General features: G+C 71.4%; 15 protein-coding genes. All 15 read right to left on the reverse strand.

Annotated features, from left to right (window positions below; genetic code table 11):
* Nucleotides 1-13 precede the first annotated feature (13 nt).
* Nucleotides 14-4,519 carry a glutamate synthase large subunit gene (gene gltB, locus ACGFI7_RS16225; protein WP_393404775.1) on the reverse strand — a complete coding sequence of 1,502 codons (4,506 nt, stop codon included), beginning with the start codon at nt 4,517-4,519 and terminating at the stop codon, nt 14-16.
* A gap of 230 nt (nt 4,520-4,749) precedes the next feature.
* Nucleotides 4,750-5,343 (reverse strand): hypothetical protein, encoded by a 594-nt coding sequence (locus ACGFI7_RS16230; RefSeq protein WP_393404777.1) that lies wholly within the window; start codon nt 5,341-5,343, stop codon nt 4,750-4,752.
* Between the two features lie 71 nt (nt 5,344-5,414).
* The gene (locus tag ACGFI7_RS16235; RefSeq protein ID WP_393404779.1) at nt 5,415-6,230 is read right to left on the reverse strand and encodes a hypothetical protein; all 816 of its coding nucleotides are present in this window, start codon (nt 6,228-6,230) and stop codon (nt 5,415-5,417) included.
* On the reverse strand, nt 6,227-6,931 hold the full coding sequence (locus ACGFI7_RS16240) for a VIT1/CCC1 transporter family protein (protein ID WP_393404781.1): 705 nt from the start codon (nt 6,929-6,931) through the stop codon (nt 6,227-6,229). The genes ACGFI7_RS16235 and ACGFI7_RS16240 overlap by 4 nt, the downstream gene beginning before the upstream one ends.
* Nucleotides 6,928-7,965 carry a prolipoprotein diacylglyceryl transferase gene (gene lgt / locus ACGFI7_RS16245; RefSeq protein WP_393404783.1) on the reverse strand — a complete coding sequence of 346 codons (1,038 nt, stop codon included), beginning with the start codon at nt 7,963-7,965 and terminating at the stop codon, nt 6,928-6,930. Before lgt ends, ACGFI7_RS16240 begins: the two co-directional genes overlap by 4 nt.
* Nucleotides 7,966-7,990: 25 nt before the next feature.
* The gene (locus ACGFI7_RS16250) at nt 7,991-8,743 is read right to left on the reverse strand and encodes a DsbA family protein (RefSeq protein WP_393404785.1); all 753 of its coding nucleotides are present in this window, start codon (nt 8,741-8,743) and stop codon (nt 7,991-7,993) included.
* On the reverse strand, nt 8,709-9,269 hold the full coding sequence (locus ACGFI7_RS16255) for a DoxX family protein (RefSeq protein ID WP_393404787.1): 561 nt from the start codon (nt 9,267-9,269) through the stop codon (nt 8,709-8,711). Before ACGFI7_RS16255 ends, ACGFI7_RS16250 begins: the two co-directional genes overlap by 35 nt.
* Nucleotides 9,270-9,423: 154 nt before the next feature.
* Nucleotides 9,424-10,224, reverse strand: a complete 801-nt coding sequence (trpA, locus tag ACGFI7_RS16260) for a tryptophan synthase subunit alpha (protein WP_393404789.1) — start codon at nt 10,222-10,224, stop codon at nt 9,424-9,426.
* 15 nt (nt 10,225-10,239) lie between these two features.
* Complete coding sequence (gene trpB / locus ACGFI7_RS16265; RefSeq protein ID WP_393405679.1) at nt 10,240-11,463, reverse strand: tryptophan synthase subunit beta; 1,224 nt, start codon at nt 11,461-11,463, stop codon at nt 10,240-10,242.
* 20 nt (nt 11,464-11,483) lie between these two features.
* Nucleotides 11,484-12,323, reverse strand: a complete 840-nt coding sequence (gene trpC / locus ACGFI7_RS16270; protein ID WP_393404791.1) for an indole-3-glycerol phosphate synthase TrpC — start codon at nt 12,321-12,323, stop codon at nt 11,484-11,486.
* A gap of 122 nt (nt 12,324-12,445) precedes the next feature.
* Nucleotides 12,446-12,877, reverse strand: a complete 432-nt coding sequence (locus ACGFI7_RS16275) for a DUF2752 domain-containing protein (protein WP_393404793.1) — start codon at nt 12,875-12,877, stop codon at nt 12,446-12,448.
* 8 nt (nt 12,878-12,885) lie between these two features.
* Entirely contained in the window at nt 12,886-13,440 is a 555-nt protein-coding gene (locus ACGFI7_RS16280) for a CD225/dispanin family protein (RefSeq protein ID WP_393404795.1), read from the reverse strand.
* 120 nt (nt 13,441-13,560) lie between these two features.
* Complete coding sequence (locus tag ACGFI7_RS16285) at nt 13,561-14,229, reverse strand: DUF4190 domain-containing protein (RefSeq protein WP_393404797.1); 669 nt, start codon at nt 14,227-14,229, stop codon at nt 13,561-13,563.
* A 144-nt stretch (nt 14,230-14,373) separates the two neighbouring features.
* Nucleotides 14,374-14,946 (reverse strand): Trp biosynthesis-associated membrane protein, encoded by a 573-nt coding sequence (locus ACGFI7_RS16290; protein WP_393404799.1) that lies wholly within the window; start codon nt 14,944-14,946, stop codon nt 14,374-14,376.
* A complete protein-coding gene (gene hisI / locus ACGFI7_RS16295; RefSeq protein ID WP_393404802.1) occupies nt 14,946-15,317 on the reverse strand; it encodes a phosphoribosyl-AMP cyclohydrolase in 372 nt (123 codons plus the stop codon). Before hisI ends, ACGFI7_RS16290 begins: the two co-directional genes overlap by 1 nt.
* Nucleotides 15,318-15,587: the final 270 nt, after the last annotated feature.

The following is a 15,587-nucleotide window of genomic DNA, read 5'->3' on the forward strand; positions in this document are numbered from 1 at the left end:
CGGTACGCCTCCCTTATCCCTGAACCGCGGCCGCCATGACGGCCTCGTCGATGTCCCTGCCTTCGATGCGGGCGGCCTCCGCGGCCTCCAGGACCCGCTTGTAGTCGGTCGGCATGATCTTGCCGAACCGGGCCAGCGCGGAGTCCCAGTCGGCCAGCAGCTGCTTGGCGGCCGGGGAGCCGGTCTCGGCGAAGTGCTTCTCGACGGTCTCCTTGAGGAACTCGGCGTCCTGCCCGGTGAGCGCCTCGATGGCGACCATCTCCCGGTTGACCCGCTCGGGCTTGAGGTCGAGCAGGTAGGCGACGCCGCCGGACATGCCGGCCGCGAAGTTGCGCCCGGTGGGGCCGAGGACGACCACCTTGCCGCCGGTCATGTACTCGCAGCCGTGGTCGCCGACGCCCTCGACGACGGCGGTCGCGCCGGAGTTGCGCACGCAGAACCGCTCGCCCGCCACGCCGCGGATGAACACCTCGCCGGAGGTGGCTCCGTACAGGGAGACGTTCCCGGCGATGATGTGGCCGTCGAGCGGCGCCTGCTCGTACGGCCGGAGCGTGACGCGCCCGCCGGACAGGCCCTTGCCGAGATAGTCGTTGGCGTCGCCGGTGAGCCGCAGCGTGATGCCGCGGGGCACGAACGCGCCGAACGAGTTGCCCGCCGAGCCGGTGAAGGAGATGTCGATCGTGTTGTCGGGCAGGCCCTTGCCGCCGTGACGCTTGGTGACCTGATAGCCCAGCATGGTGCCGACCGTGCGGTTGACGTTGCGGATCGGCAGGTCCAGCGTGACCGGGGTGCCGTCCTTGAGCGCGCCCTCGGCCAGCTGGATGAGGGTGTTGTCCAGGGCGTGCTCCAGGCCGTGGTCCTGGCCGGTGACGCGGCGCAGCGCGGCGCTCTCGGGCACCGCCGGCCGGTGCAGGATCGGCGACAGGTCGAGCCCGTTCGCCTTCCAGTGGTTCTCGGCGGCCGTGGTGTCGAGCATCTCGACGTGCCCGATGGCCTCGTCGAGCGAGCGGAAGCCCAGCTCGGCGAGATACTCGCGGATCTCCTCGGCGATGAACTCGAAGAAGTTGACCACGAACTCCGGCTTGCCGGAGAACCGCTTGCGCAGCTCCGGGTTCTGCGTGGCGACGCCCACCGGGCAGGTGTCGAGGTGGCAGACCCGCATCATCACGCAGCCGCTGACCACGAGGGGCGCGGTGGCGAAACCGTACTCCTCGGCGCCCAGCAGGGCGGCGATGACCACGTCACGACCGGTCTTGAGCTGGCCGTCGACCTGCACCACGATGCGGTCGCGCAGGTTGTTGAGCAGCAGCGTCTGCTGGGTCTCGGCCAGGCCGAGCTCCCACGGCGCCCCGGCGTGCTTGAGGCTGGTGAGCGGCGAGGCGCCGGTGCCGCCGTCGTGGCCGGAGATGAGCACCACGTCGGCGTGCGCCTTGGACACCCCCGCCGCGACCGTGCCGACGCCGACCTCCGCGACCAGCTTCACGTGGACCCGCGACGCCGGGTTGGCGTTCTTCAGGTCGTGGATGAGCTGGGCCAGGTCCTCGATCGAGTAGATGTCGTGGTGCGGCGGCGGCGAGATGAGGCCGACGCCGGGCGTGGAGTGGCGGGTCTTGGCGACCCACGGGTAGACCTTGTGGCCGGGCAGCTGGCCGCCCTCGCCGGGCTTGGCGCCCTGCGCCATCTTGATCTGCAGGTCGTCGGCGTTGACCAGGTACTCGGAGGTGACGCCGAACCGGCCGGAGGCCACCTGCTTGATCGCCGAGCGGCGGGCCGGGTCGTAGAGCCGTTCGGGGTCCTCGCCGCCCTCGCCGGTGTTGGACTTGCCGCCCAGCCGGTTCATCGCGATGGCGAGCGTCTCGTGGGCCTCCATCGAGATCGAGCCGTACGACATCGCGCCCGTGGAGAACCGCTTGACGATCTCCGAGACGGGCTCGACCTCCTCGATCGGGATCGGGTCGCCCTTGCGGAACCGGAACAGGCCGCGCAGCGTCATCAGCCGCTCCGCCTGGGAGTCCACGAGGTCCGTGTACTCCTTGAAGATCTCGTAGCGGCGGGTGCGGGTGGCGTGCTGCAGCTTGAAGACGGTCTCGGGGTTGAACAGGTGGGGCTCGCCCTCGCGCCGCCACTGGTACTCGCCGCCGACCTGGAGCTTGCGGTGGGCGTTCTCGGCCTTCGGGTAGGCGTGCCGGTGACGCTCGGCGGCCTCCCTGGCGAGCACGTCGAAGCCGACGCCGCCCAGGCGCGAGGTGGTGCCGGTGAAGCAGGAGTCGATGACCTCCTGGCTGAGCCCGAGCGCCTCGAAGATCTGCGCGCCGGTGTAGGAGGCCACCGTCGACACGCCCATCTTGGACATGATCTTGATGACGCCCTTGCCGTACGCCTTGATCAGGTTGCGCACGGCCTTGCGCTTGTCGACCTTGAGCGTGCCGCTGTCGACCAGGTCTTCGACGGTCTCGATCGCGAGGTAGGGGTTGACCGCGCCGGCGCCGTAGCCGATCAGCAGCGCCATGTGGTGGCACTCACGGGCCTCACCGGTCTCGATCACCAGACCGATCTTGGTCCGGGTCTTCTCCTGGATGAGGTGGTGGTGCACCGCCCCGGTGAGCAGCAGCGACGGGATGGGCGCGAGCGCCTCGCCGGAGCCGCGGTCGGACAGCACGATGACCCGGGCGCCGTCGGCGATGGCCTGGGACACCTCGGCCCGGATCTCGTCCAGGCGGTGCAGCAGCGCCTCGCCGCCGCCCGCGACCTCGTACAGGCCGGAGACGACGCGCGGGTGGAAGCCCGGCAGGTCATGCTGGTCGTTGATGTGGATGATCTTGGCGAGCTCGTCGTTGTCGATCACCGGGTACGGCAGCACGAGCTGGCGGCAGGACGTGGGCCCGGGGTCGAGCAGGTTGCCCTCGGGGCCGAGCGTGCTGGCCAGGCTGGTCACCAGCTCCTCGCGGAGCGCGTCCAGCGGCGGGTTCGTCACCTGGGCGAACAGCTGGCTGAAGTAGTCGAACAGCAGCCTGGGCTTCTCGCTGAGCACCGCGACGGGGGTGTCGGTGCCCATGGAGCCGATCGGCTCGACGCCGGTGCGGGCCATCGGGGTGAGGATGACGCGCAGCTCCTCCTCGGTGTAGCCGAAGGTCTGCTGCCGCTTGACGAGCGCCTCGTGGCTGGGGATCTCCCGCTGCCGCGCGGGCAGCTCCTCGAACCGGACCAGCCCGGCGTGCAGCCACTCCGCGTACGGGAGCGCGGCGGCCAGCTCGGCCTTGATCTCGTCGTCCTCGATGATCTTGCCGCGGGCGGTGTCGATCAGGAACATCCGGCCCGGCTGCAGGCGGCCCTTGCGGACCACCTCCTCGGGCGCGAAGTCGAGCACGCCGGCCTCGGAGGCGAGCACGACCAGCCCGTCGGCGGTCACCCAGAAGCGGCCGGGACGCAGGCCGTTGCGGTCGAGCACGGCGCCGGCGAGCGTGCCGTCGGTGAACGTGATCGACGCCGGGCCGTCCCAGGCCTCCATCAGGGAGGAGTGGAACTCGTAGAAGGCGCGGCGCGCGGGATCCATCTCGGTGTGGTTCTCCCAGGCCTCCGGGATCATCATCAGCACCGCGTGCGGCAGGCTCCGGCCGCCGATGTGGAGCAGCTCCAGCACCTCGTCGAAGGAGGCGGTGTCGCTCGCGTCGGGGTCGCAGATCGGGAAGAGCCGCGCCAGGTCGCCGGGGATGAGCTCCGAGTCGAGCATGGCCTCGCGGGCGCGCATCCAGTTGCGGTTGCCCTTGACGGTGTTGATCTCACCGTTGTGCGCGATGTAGCGGTACGGGTGCGCGAGCGGCCAGCTCGGGAACGTGTTGGTGGAGAACCGCGAGTGGACCAGCGCGATCGCGCTCTCGTAGCGCTCGTCGGACAGGTCGGGGAAGAACGGCTCGACCTGGTCGGGGGTGAGCATCCCCTTGTAGACCACCGTGCGGGCCGACAGGGACGGGAAGTAGACGTCCACCTCGTGCTCGGCGCGCTTGCGCAGGCAGAAGGCGAGCCTGTCGAGCTCCAGCCCGGCCTCGCCGCCGGGCGAGGACACGAAGATCTGCTTGAAGTACGGCATGACCGCGCGGGCGCTCGGCCCGGGCAGCGTGTGGTCGACCGGCACGTCACGCCAGCCGAGGACGGTCAGGCCCTCCTCCGCGGCGATCTCCTCGATCATGCCGGTGGCGATGGCGCGCGCCTGCTCGTCGATCGGCAGGAACGCGATGCCGGTGGCGTACTGCCCGGCGGCGGGCAGCGGGAAGCCGGTGATCGCGCGGTAGAAGGCGTCGGGGATCTGGGTGAGGATCCCGGCTCCGTCGCCGGTGTCCGGCTCGCTACCCTTGGCCCCCCGATGATCAAGATTGCACAGCGCCGTCAGCGCCTTGACCACGATCCCGTGCCCCCGGCGACCAGCGACGTCGGCAACCATGGCGACACCGCAGGCATCATGCTCGTTGGCGGGGTGGTAGAGGCCCTGGGGCTCGGGGAACCCGAGGTGGGCAGCAGGCATTGCATCCCTCCCGTCGTCATCGTCTGTCTTGGACTGCTTACAGGCGGGGACGACGTTGGCCCTGCTGCATATCGTGTGTAGAGGTTACCGCACGCTGCCGGAATGGTGCCCATCGCGTCCGCATCACGAACATTTCGCCCGTTTCGCCAGGTCAGCGGCGCAAGTCGATCACGCTGGGTGACACGCGGGATTCGCGCGCGGCTCCCGGGGTAGGAAACGGCCTCAGGCGCTCAGGTGGCGTCGAGGACGCGTGACTGCACCACGGCGCTCAGGCCGTCGAGGTCGATGAGAGGCTTGACCAGATCGGCCCCCGCCGCGCCCGGTGCTGCCCCGGCCCAGCTGACCGTCACGTAGTGGCCCAGGGCCCTGGCCTCGGCGCGGCTGCGCTCCGGGTCGAAGGAGGCGGCCTGCCGGACGAACCCGTCCGAGCGCAGGGCCGACACCAGCGCGTCGGCGGCGCGCCCGTCCGGCAGGTTGAGTATGACGAACTGCCCCGCCAGCCCCTCCCCCGTGTACGTCGCGCGCAGCGCCTGCGTGCACCCGCCGGCCTCGATCCCCCACAGCGCGTCCGCGCAGTCGGAGAACTCCTCGACCGCGCCGCGCCGCAGCGCCCCCAGGGTCTCCGTGGCGCCGGTGAAGACCTCGGCCGAGGTCAGCGGCCGGGCGTCGGCCTGACGGGTGTCGACGAGCGCGTACAGGGCCGAGGTGGGCTGGGTGCGCAGCACGGCGGGCCGGGGCGCCTCCCTGCCGAACCACAGCCACGCCCCCGCCACGATGACGGCGAGCGCGGCCGACACCAGCGCGATGACGAGTCGGACCGGCATCTAGCCCCCTTGTGACACCCACGGACGACCGTTGCGGACGGACCCGCACGGCCCGCAGGAGCGTACACGCATCACGACCCCGGCCCCGTGACCGCCACGACCCGTTGGTAGACCGGCTTCTCGGCGCCGCGCAGGGCCAGGGCCAGCGACACGTAGTCGTCCTTGGCCGTCGGCTCCGCGCCGTCGGCCCTGCCGATCCACACCAGCCCGACGTAGTGGCCGAGGGCGTAGCCGCCCGCCTCGGTGTAGCCGCCGGCGGGGAAGGCGGCCTTCTCGCTCTCCAGCGGGAGAGTCCAGCCGCCCCGGTAGAGGGTCTTGAGCGACTCGACCAGGTCGGTGGCCGCCTGCCCGTCACGCAGGTTGAGCAGCGTGTACTGGCCGACGTAGCGGCCGTCGGCGCTGACGTACAGGCTGCGGGCGGCCTGGCTGCACTCGGCCTCGGTCACCTGCTCGGCCAGCGCCTCACCCCACAGCGCGGCGGAGCAGTCGGCGTCCAGCTTGCTGGCGACCAGTTTGAGCCTGAGCTTCTTCTCACCGGTGAGCGTCTTGTGGGCGAAGACCTCCTTCGCGGTGAGCGGCTTGGCGTCCTTGCCGCGATCGGCCACGGGCTCGAACAGCTTGGGCGAGGCCCAGCCATGGAAGGTCTGCGGAAGCGCGGCGTTCGTCTGCGACAGGGCGTCGCCCGTCCGGCGGTCGGGCGTGTAGGAGCCGAGCGAGACCACCACGATGACCAGCGCGGCCGCGGCCGCCAGGACGGCGACGGCCGAGACGATGACGACGAGGAGTTTCTGCCGGTCGGGGCTGACCCCCCAGTCGGTGAGGAGCGGGAGCTGCCAGTCGGAGCGGGGCGCCCGGCGGCGCCTGCGGGTGCGCGGCGGACCGGTCACAGCGCCACGCCTTCGATCGCGTTGCCGAGGGCGAACGTCAGCGCGGCGGCCACCCCGCCCACGACGAGCTGCCGCAGCCCCGAGTACCACCAGCTGCGGGCCGTGACGAGCGACACCAGCGCGCCCGCGCCGAACAGCGCCGCGCACGACACCGCGGCCGACACCCACAGCTCCGTGGCGCCGAACAGGTAAGGCAGCAGCGGCAGCGCGGCGCCCACGGCGAACGACAGGAACGACGACCCGGCCGCCAGCTTGGGCTTGGGCAGGTCGCCGGGGGTGACCCCGAGCTCGTTGCGGGTGTGGAGCTCCAGCGCCTGCTGGGGGTCGCGGGAGAGCTGCCTGGCCACCTCGGCGGCCAGCTCGGGCTGGACGCCCCGGTCGGTGAAGGTCCGGGTCAGCTCGGCCAGCTCGTCGTCGGGGTGGCGGGCCAGCTCGCGCGCCTCCACCTTGATCTCCCGCAGGGCCAGCTCGCGCTGGCTGGCGACGGAGACGTACTCGCCGCCCGCCATGGAGAAGGCCCCCGCGGCCAGCCCGGCGACTCCCGCGAGCGCGATGACGCCGGGCTCGCCGGTGCCGCCCGCGACCCCGGCGATGAGCGCGAAGTTGGACACCAGGCCGTCCATCGCCCCGAACACGGACGGCCGCAACCAGCCGCCGCTGACATCGCGGTGCTGGTGGTGCGCCTCCGCGCGGGCACTCATCGGCTGTTCTTCTCCTCGGGTACGGGCTCGGCATCCTGATCGGCGGCCCGAGGCGTATCGGAGGGCGTGTCGTCGACGGGATCGGCCGGGGTGTCGGCGGGTGTCCCAGCTGAGGACTCGGCCACCGGATCGTCGGGCGCGTCCCGCTCGTCCTCCGGGTCGGCCTGGTCGCTCCCGTGCGCCGGATCGGCGTCCTCGCCGGTCTGGACGGTGACGACCTCGGCGGAGGTCTTGTTCCTGGTGACCCAGAAGTAGACCAGGGCGCCGACGAACAGCGCGATGGCGGTGTACTGGTTGATGCGCAGGCCGAGGAACTCGACCGCGTAGCCGATGCCGCCGACCGGGTCGATGCGCAACCCCTCGATCCAGAACCGGCCCAGCGTGTAACCGGCGACGTAAAGCGCGAACAGCCGCCCGTGACGCAGCGAGAACCGCCTGCCGGCGTAGATCAGCACGAAGCCGAGCGCGACGTTCCACAGCGACTCGTACAGGAATGTCGGGTGGTAGAGCACGCCGGGCTCGCCGCCGTGCTCGATGTCGATCTCCAGGCCCCACGGCAGCGTGGTGGGCGAGCCGTACAGCTCCTGGTTGAACCAGTTGCCCCACCGGCCGATCGCCTGGGCGAAGGCGATGCCGGGCGCGACCGTGTCGGCCACGGCGCTGAGGGACAGGCCGCGGCGGCGGCACGCCCACCAGACGCCCACCCCGCCCAGAGCGATCGCGCCCCAGATGCCGAGCCCGCCCTCCCAGATGAACAGCGCCTGGATGGGCTGCTTCTCACGGCCGCTGAAGTAGAGCTGCCAGTCGGTGATGACGTGGTAGAGGCGGCCGCCGATCAGACCGAAGATCACCGCCGGCACGGCGATGTCGATGATCGTGCCCTTCTCGCCGCCGCGAGCGCGCCAGCGGCGCTCGCTCAGCCAGACAGCGAAGATCACGCCGAGCACGATGCAGAGCGCGTAGGCCCTGATCGGGAGGAAACCGAAGAGATACCAGACCCCCTCGGAGGGGCTGGGAATCGAGGCTAGGGGCATGTCGGTGAGGGTAGCGGACACGACGCTACTTGGCCGCCTCGGTGACGGTTTCGCGCAGCTCCTGAGGCGTGAACGCGACGTTGTTGTCGATCGCGGTGCCGTTGACCTTGACGGTCGGCGTGCCCTCGATCTTCTGCTCGTCGCCGATCTTCTTGCTGTAATCGAGCTGCGCCTGCGCGTGGGTCTGGGAGGTCACGCAGGTCTCGAAGGCGGGGTCGGTGACGCCGGCGTCCTTGCCCCACTCGACCAGGTCCTCCAGCTTGAAGCCCTCCACGACCTCGCTGGGCTGGTTCTCGAAGAGCGTGTCGTGGAAGGTCATCCACTGGGCGCCGTCGGCGACGCAGCGGGAGGCGGCCCCGGCCCGCAGCGAGTTACCCTTGGTCGGCTCCTGGGAGAAGATCGTGATCGGGTGGTAGACGACCTTGGCCAGGCCCTCGGCGGCGAGGTTCTTGAAGGTCGCGCCGCTGACCCGCTCCAGCTCCCGGCAGGCGGGGCACTGGAAGTCCTCGTAGATGTCGACCACCGGCTGGGTCACGCCCTCCTTGGCCATGACCACGGCGCCGTCGGGCTGCACGGTGATCGGCGCCAGCGCCTCACCTGCCTGCTCCGACTGCGACCTGCTCGCGGTGTACCACCACCCGGCCCCGACGGCGGCCAGCGCGACCACGCCTGCCGTCACATAGGTGACGACCTTCTTGCGTCGCTCCCGCACGCGGTCGGCGGCGCGCTGCAGTTCGATCTTCTCACGCGCCGACTTCGCCCGGTCGCCCTTGCCCATCGCCGTTCTCCTCTTCTCCGATCGGGTGATCAAGCCCCGCCAGGCCCAACGGCCCGTCGAGCGCGAAGCGCCCGGGCGGGAAGCGCACGATCCAGGCGCCCAGCAGCACGAAGCCGAAGTCACGCAGGATGTCGACCAGGTATGTCGGCTCCTGCCCGGCGCCGAGTTCGCCGCCGCCGCCGAAGCAACCGCAGTCGATGCGGAGCCCATGGGCCCACGCCCAGGCGATGCCGAAGACGAAGGCGAACATCAGCAGCGCGGCGACCACGGCGGCCACGCGGGTCATGAGACCGATGACCAGCAGCACGCCGACCACGATCTCCACGATGGGCAGGCCGTAGCCGACCGTCGTGGCCACCGAGTCGGGCAGCAGCTCGTACGCTCTGACCGCCACGACGGACTCGGACGGGTTGCCTATCTTGAGGCCACCGGCCACGATCAGCACCCCGCCCAGGACCAGCCGGGCGACCGTCGTCACCCAGGGTATCGCCGATCTGGCGGTGCGTGACGCATCCGACGCGTTCACGGGCTATCTCCTCTTCGCTGTGTACCGGGAAGCGCACAGTATCGAGATCTATCTGATCACGCAGGCGATAAGACTCTGCTAAGCCCCGATTGCCGCAGGTCACGCCGGGCATGCCGAAGCTCCCCGGGGGCGCCGGGGAGCTGGTCGGACAGGGTCAGCCGCGTGACCGGACCCCCTGGGCCATGTCGCGGGCCAGCTCCTGGACCGAGGCGCGGCCCGCGGCCTCGTCGGGCGCGTCCAGCAGGCGGCGGATGAAGGCCGAGCCGACGATGACGCCGTCGGCGTAACGGGCCACCTCGGCCGCCTGGGCGCCGGTGCCGACGCCGAGCCCCACGCACACGGGCAGGTCGGTGTGCGCGCGGGTGCGCTTCACCAGGCCCTCGGCCGCGACGTTGACCGACTCCCTGGCGCCCGTGACGCCCATCAGCGAGGCCGCGTACACGAACCCGGTGCAGCAGTCGACGACCGCCTTGATGCGCTCGTCGGTCGAGCTGGGCGCGACCAGGAACACGGTGTCGATGCCGGACTCGGCGGACGCCGCGCACCACTGCCCCGACTCCTCGGGCGTCAGGTCGGGCGTGATGGTGCCGACGCCGCCGGCGTTGGCCAGGTCGCGGGCGAACCGGTCGGCGCCGTAGCGGTCGATCGGGTTCCAGTAGGTCATCACGAGCGTCGCCGCGCCGGTGGCCGCCACGCCCTCGACGGTGCGCAGCACGTCGGCGATGCGGGTGCCGTTGACCAGGGAGCGGTGGACCGCGTCCTGGATGGTCGGGCCGTCCATCAGCGGGTCGGAGTAGGGCAGGCCGATCTCGATGACGTCGCAGCCCGCCTCGACCAGGGCCGCCGCCGCGGCGATGCCGCCGTCCTTGGTCGGGAAGCCCGCGGGCAGGTAGCCGACGAGGGCGGCCCGGTTGTCCGCCTTGGCCTTGGCGAACACCGTCTGGAGAGTCGTCATTGGTGGTCCTGGTCGTCAGAGGTTGAAGTACTTCATGGCCGTGCCCATGTCCTTGTCGCCGCGCCCGGAGAGGTTGACCAGGATGGTCGCCCCGGGGCCCAGCTCACGGCCGAGCTCCAGCGCCCCGGCCAGCGCGTGGGAGGACTCGATGGCGGGGATGATGCCCTCGGTCCTGGCCAGCAGCGAGAACGCGGCCATCGCCTCGTCGTCGGTGACGCCGTGGTAGACGGCGCGGCCGGAGTCCTTGAGCCAGGCGTGCTCGGGGCCGACGCCGGGATAGTCGAGGCCGGCCGAGATCGAGTGGGACTCGATGGTCTGGCCCTCGTCGTCCTGGAGCACGTAGGTGCGCGAGCCGTGCAGCACGCCGACCGAGCCGGCGGTGAGGGTGAGGGCGTGCTCGCCGCTGTCGAGGCCGTGACCCGCGGCCTCGTAGCCGTGGAGCTGGACGCCCTGGTCGCCGATGAAGGCGTGGAAGATGCCGATGGCGTTGCTGCCGCCGCCGACGGCGGCGCACACGGCGGTGGGCAGCGCGCCGGTCAGCTCCAGCATCTGACGGCGGGCCTCGACGCCGATGATGCGGGCGAAGTCGCGCACGATCTCCGGGAACGGGTGCGGGCCCGCGACGGTGCCGAACAGGTAGTGAGTGGTGTCGACGTTGGTGACCCAGTCGCGGAACGCCTCGTTGATGGCGTCCTTGAGCGTCTTGGAGCCGTTGTGGACCGGGACGACCGTGGCGCCGAGCAGCTTCATCCTGGCGACGTTGAGCGCCTGGCGCTCGCAGTCGACCGCGCCCATGTAGATCACGCACTCCAGGCCGAGCAGCGCGGCGGCGGTGGCGGTGGCCACGCCGTGCTGGCCGGCGCCGGTCTCGGCGATGACGCGCTTCTTGCCGAGCCGCTTGGTCAGCAGCGCCTGGCCCAGCACGTTGTTGATCTTGTGGGCGCCGGTGTGGGTGAGGTCCTCGCGCTTGAGGACGACCCGCGCGCCGCCCGCCTGCTCGCTGAAGCGCGGCACGTCGGTGAGCGTGGTGGGCCGGCCCGCGTACGTGCGCAGCAGGTGGTCGAACTCGCGCAGGAAGCCCGCGTCGTTCTTGGCCTCGGCGTAGGTGCGGGCGACCTCGTCGAGCGCCGGGATGAGCGCCTCGGGCACGAACCGGCCGCCGAAGATGCCGAACTTGCCGCGCACGTCTGGATCGTCGCCGTGGACGCCGTTGCCGGCGAGATCGGCGGCGGTGAGGATCGTGCCTTCGTTTGCCACTGCTATCCCTCTGCTCCGTGGTCGGGGCGTGTCGCGGGGTGGGCGCCGGCGGTCACCAGGGCCTCCACGGCCCTGCGCGGGTCCTTGCCGGTGACCAGGCTCTCCCCCACCAGCACGGCGTCGGCGCCCGACCTTGCGTAGGCGAGCAGGTCGTGCGGCCCGCGCACGCCCGACTCTGCGATCTTGATGACATTATCGGGGATCTTCGGCGCCAGCTTGCTGAAGACGTCGCGGTCGACCTCGAGTGTCTTGAGATTGCGGGCGTTGACGCCGACGACACGGGCCCCGGCCGCGACGGCCCGGTCGAGCTCCTCCTGGGTGTGGACCTCGACGAGCGGGGTGAGCCCGATGGACTCGGCGCGCTCGATCAGCGACACCAGGGCCTCCTGCTCCAGGCAGACCACCATGAGCAGGGCCAGGTCGGCGCCGTGGGCCCTGGCCTCCCAGAGCTGGTAGGAGGTGAGGATGAAGTCCTTGCGCAGGATGGGGATGTCGACGCGGGCACGCACGGCGGCCAGGTCGTCGAGGCTGCCGCCGAACTTGCGCCGCTCGGTCAGCACGCTGATCACGTGGGCGCCGCCCGCTTCGTAGTCGGCCGCCAGGGCCGCCGGATCCGCGATCGCGGCCAGCGCGCCCTTGGACGGGCTGGAGCGCTTGACCTCGGCGATCACCGAGACCCGGTCGCCGCCGAGCGCGGCGAGCGCGTCGCGGGGCGCGGGAGCCCGGTCGGCCTGCTGCTTGAGCTCGTCAAGCGACACGGCCTGCTGGCGTGCGGCGAGGTCGGCACGCACCCCGTCGAGGATGTCGTCGAGGACGCTGGGCCCTTCGGTCCGCTCACTCACGCGCTTCGGGTCCCTCCGGTCGGCAGTGGGGGTGGAGGCCGGCAGTTCGCTTGGCGTCCGCTCCCGGCCCGTCTCTGCGATGGTATCGGCCCCGGCGAGGTCGGCTCGCCACAGGGGCCTGACTAGGGCGCCAGGAACGCCCCGAAGGGGAGATTGCGGACGATCCAGTAGACGATGACGATCGCCAGGAAGGCCCACAGCCACCCGGGATGGGCGAGCGTGGTGCGCCGGGGCCGGCCCCGCCACGCGGTCACCATCCACCGGCCCCACCAGAACAGCAGGAAGGGGACCATCGCCAGAGCCAGCGGGTTGAGCCCGAGGGCCGCCACCGGGTCGAGATGGGCGAGCGCGTGGATGGTGCGCATCGTGCCGCAGCCCGGGCAGTAGAGACCCGTCGCCCACAAGAAGGGGCAGGTCGGGTAGTTGCCGGGCTCGTTGGGGTCGATGGTGCCGACGACCGCGAAGACGGCGCCGGCGGCCGCGGCGACACCGAGCGGCGCGAGCACTGCCTTGAGCCGGTCAGCGCCGCGCCGATCGAGGTTCGCGTCGGTCATGATGCGTTTCAGTACGAGTAGCTGTAGGTGGAGACGCTCGCGGCGATGAGCACGAAGAAGACGATGTAGCCCACGACGATGAGCACCCACAGCGCGATGCCCGCGATCAGCGAGCGCTTCCACCAGGTCTTGGCCTCCTCGGAAGCGGCCATGGCGCCCTGCATGTCGCCGATCTGCCACTTCTGGTTGACCTGGGTCGACTTGACGATCGAGACGATGCCCAGGGGAAGGCAGCAGAACAGGGTCGTCAGGATGGCCGGGACCAGGTGGTTGTCCGGCGGGGTGCCGTAGTTGCCACCGCCGGGCTGCTGGCCGTAGCCGGGGGGCTGGCCACCGTAACCGCCGTAACCGCCGCCACTCGGGGGCTGCTCACCGTAACCGCCGTAGCCACCGCCGCTCGGCGGCTGCTGGCCATAGCCGCCGCCACTGGGCGGCTGCTGGCCGTAACCGCCACCGCTCGGAGGCTGCTGACCGTAGCCACCACCGCTCGGCGGCTGCTGGCCGTAACCGCCACCGGGCGGCTGGGCGCCGTATCCGCCGTCGCCCTGGTTTCCGTAACTCATGTTGGTTAACTCCTCATGTCGTCAGTTTGCTGCGAGGTGCGCGCGGCAGCCTAGCGACAAACCATGGGCGACATGCAATAACGTTCACCTTGCGGGTAACTTGTAATCTGCCTGCAAACCTCAGTAGCTCACCGAGGCCGCGCCCGCCAGACCGAGCAGAGCGAGCCAGGCGCCGCCGAAGAGCAGCCACAGCAGGAGCCACAGGACGATCGTGATGTACGAGGTCACGAGGCCGGCCATGGCCATGCCCTGGCCCTCCTCGCCGGTCCGCTTGATCTTGGACATCGCGATGTGGCCGCAGATGGCGCCGGGGATGCTGGTCAGGCCGCACAGCACCAGGCCGACGATGCCGAGCACCAGCGAGGCCACGGCCAGGCCGTTGGTGGACCTGGGCGGGGGGTAGGGGTTGTAGGGCTGGCTGTAGGGCTGCTGCCCGTAGAAACCCCCGCTGGGCGGCTGCTGACCGTAGACGTAGGAGCCGCTGCCGGGCTGCTGGCCGTATCCGCCGCCGGTCGGGGGCTGCTGGCCGTATCCGCCGCCGCTCGACGGCTGCTGGCCGTATCCGCCGCCGGTCGGGGGCTGCTGCCCGTACCCGCCGCCGCTCGACGGCTGCTGCCCGTACCCGCCCCCGCTGGAGGGCTGCTCGCCGTACCCGCCGCCCGGCGGCTGGCCGTAGCCGCCCCCGCCGCTCGGCGGCTGCTGACCATAGCCGCCGCCTGCCGGTGGCTGCTGGCCGTAGCCGCCACCGGGCGGCTGGGCGCCGTACCCGCCCTCGTCCCCATAGCTCATGAGCTCGGCTCCTCGTCACGGTCGTGCGGCCGTCATGTGGCCGTACGAGATCGAATCCGCAAACTCCGAGATCCACCGCCCGGGCATCAACCGGACACGACAGCGAGCGCACCCCGCCGAGCGGATTCCCCGTCGTCCACGAACTTAGCGCGATTCGGTGGGGTCGTCCCCCCGGTCGAGCGCATCCCACAGGGCCCGGTCGCCGTCGGCCTGGACGCGGGGCCGGGCGGCGGCCCTGTCGTACCGGTCGGACATGCCCGTCCACCTGCCGCCCCGCACGACGGCGAGGACGCCGCCGGCCAGTATGAGCAGGGCGCCGAGCCCGCCCAGCACCGGCCACGCGACGGTCAGGTCCCACTCCAGCGGACCCGCCGCGCCGAGGACGTTGTGCTCGCGCAGCCAGGTCTCGATCCCGGCCCTGCCGGTGGCGCCCCACATGGCGGCGGCGGCGCCGAGCCCGCAGAGCGCCAGCAGCACCCCGACGACGCGCCGGCCGATCCCCTTGGTGGCCAGCACGGCCACCACGCCGGCCAGCCCGGCCAGCGCGAGCGGGGTCAGCACCGGGCTCAGGTCACCGCCGGTGGGGACGGTCAGCTCGCCGCTCCCCCGTACGGCCTCCACCCAGGTGCGGCCGGCGGCGAGCAGCACGAGCAGGCAGCCGATGGCGGTGAGCGCCGCCCACAGCCACGGCTCCCGCGACGATCTGGCCGGGCTCACTACGGCTCCGCGTGCTCGGGGGCGGCCCCCTGGACGGCCGGCAGCCGGTCGGCGTCGAAGCAGGTGCGGTCGCCGGTGTGGCAGGCCGCGCCGACCTGGTCGACCCGGAGCAGCAGGGTGTCGCCGTCGCAGTCGAGCGCGACCTCGCGGACGTACTGGACGTGACCGGACGTGTCGCCCTTGACCCAATATTCCTGGCGGCTGCGGGACCAGTACGTCGCCCTGCCCGTGGTGAGCGTGCGATGCAGCGCCTCGTCGTCCATCCAGGCGAGCATGAGCACCTCGCCGGTGTCATGCTGCTGGACGATCGCGGGCACCAGCCCGTCGCCGCCGCGCTTCAGTCTCGCGGCGATCTCGGCATCAAGCGGCATGCCGCCATTCAACCAGCCTCCCGGTACTCCCCCGCGCCAAGCCCCGGCCCGGAGCCCAGGAAAGGGCGCGACCCACCCCGCGCGACACCCCGCCCGCCCGGGTCAGCCCGACCAGGAAAGAGCATCAATCCCCGTGACATCCCCGCGCGGCGCCCACCCCGTGCCGGTCGAGGGCAAGGGAGAGGGCCCCGAGCACCTCGCGGGCCCTCCCGTCACGACCTGGGAGAGGCGCGGACCCATCCCCGCCCGGGCCAGCCGAGGGCCAGGGAG

It is taken from the genome of Nonomuraea sp. NPDC048826 (assembly GCF_043198225.1).
Lineage (GTDB): Bacteria > Actinomycetota > Actinomycetes > Streptosporangiales > Streptosporangiaceae > Nonomuraea.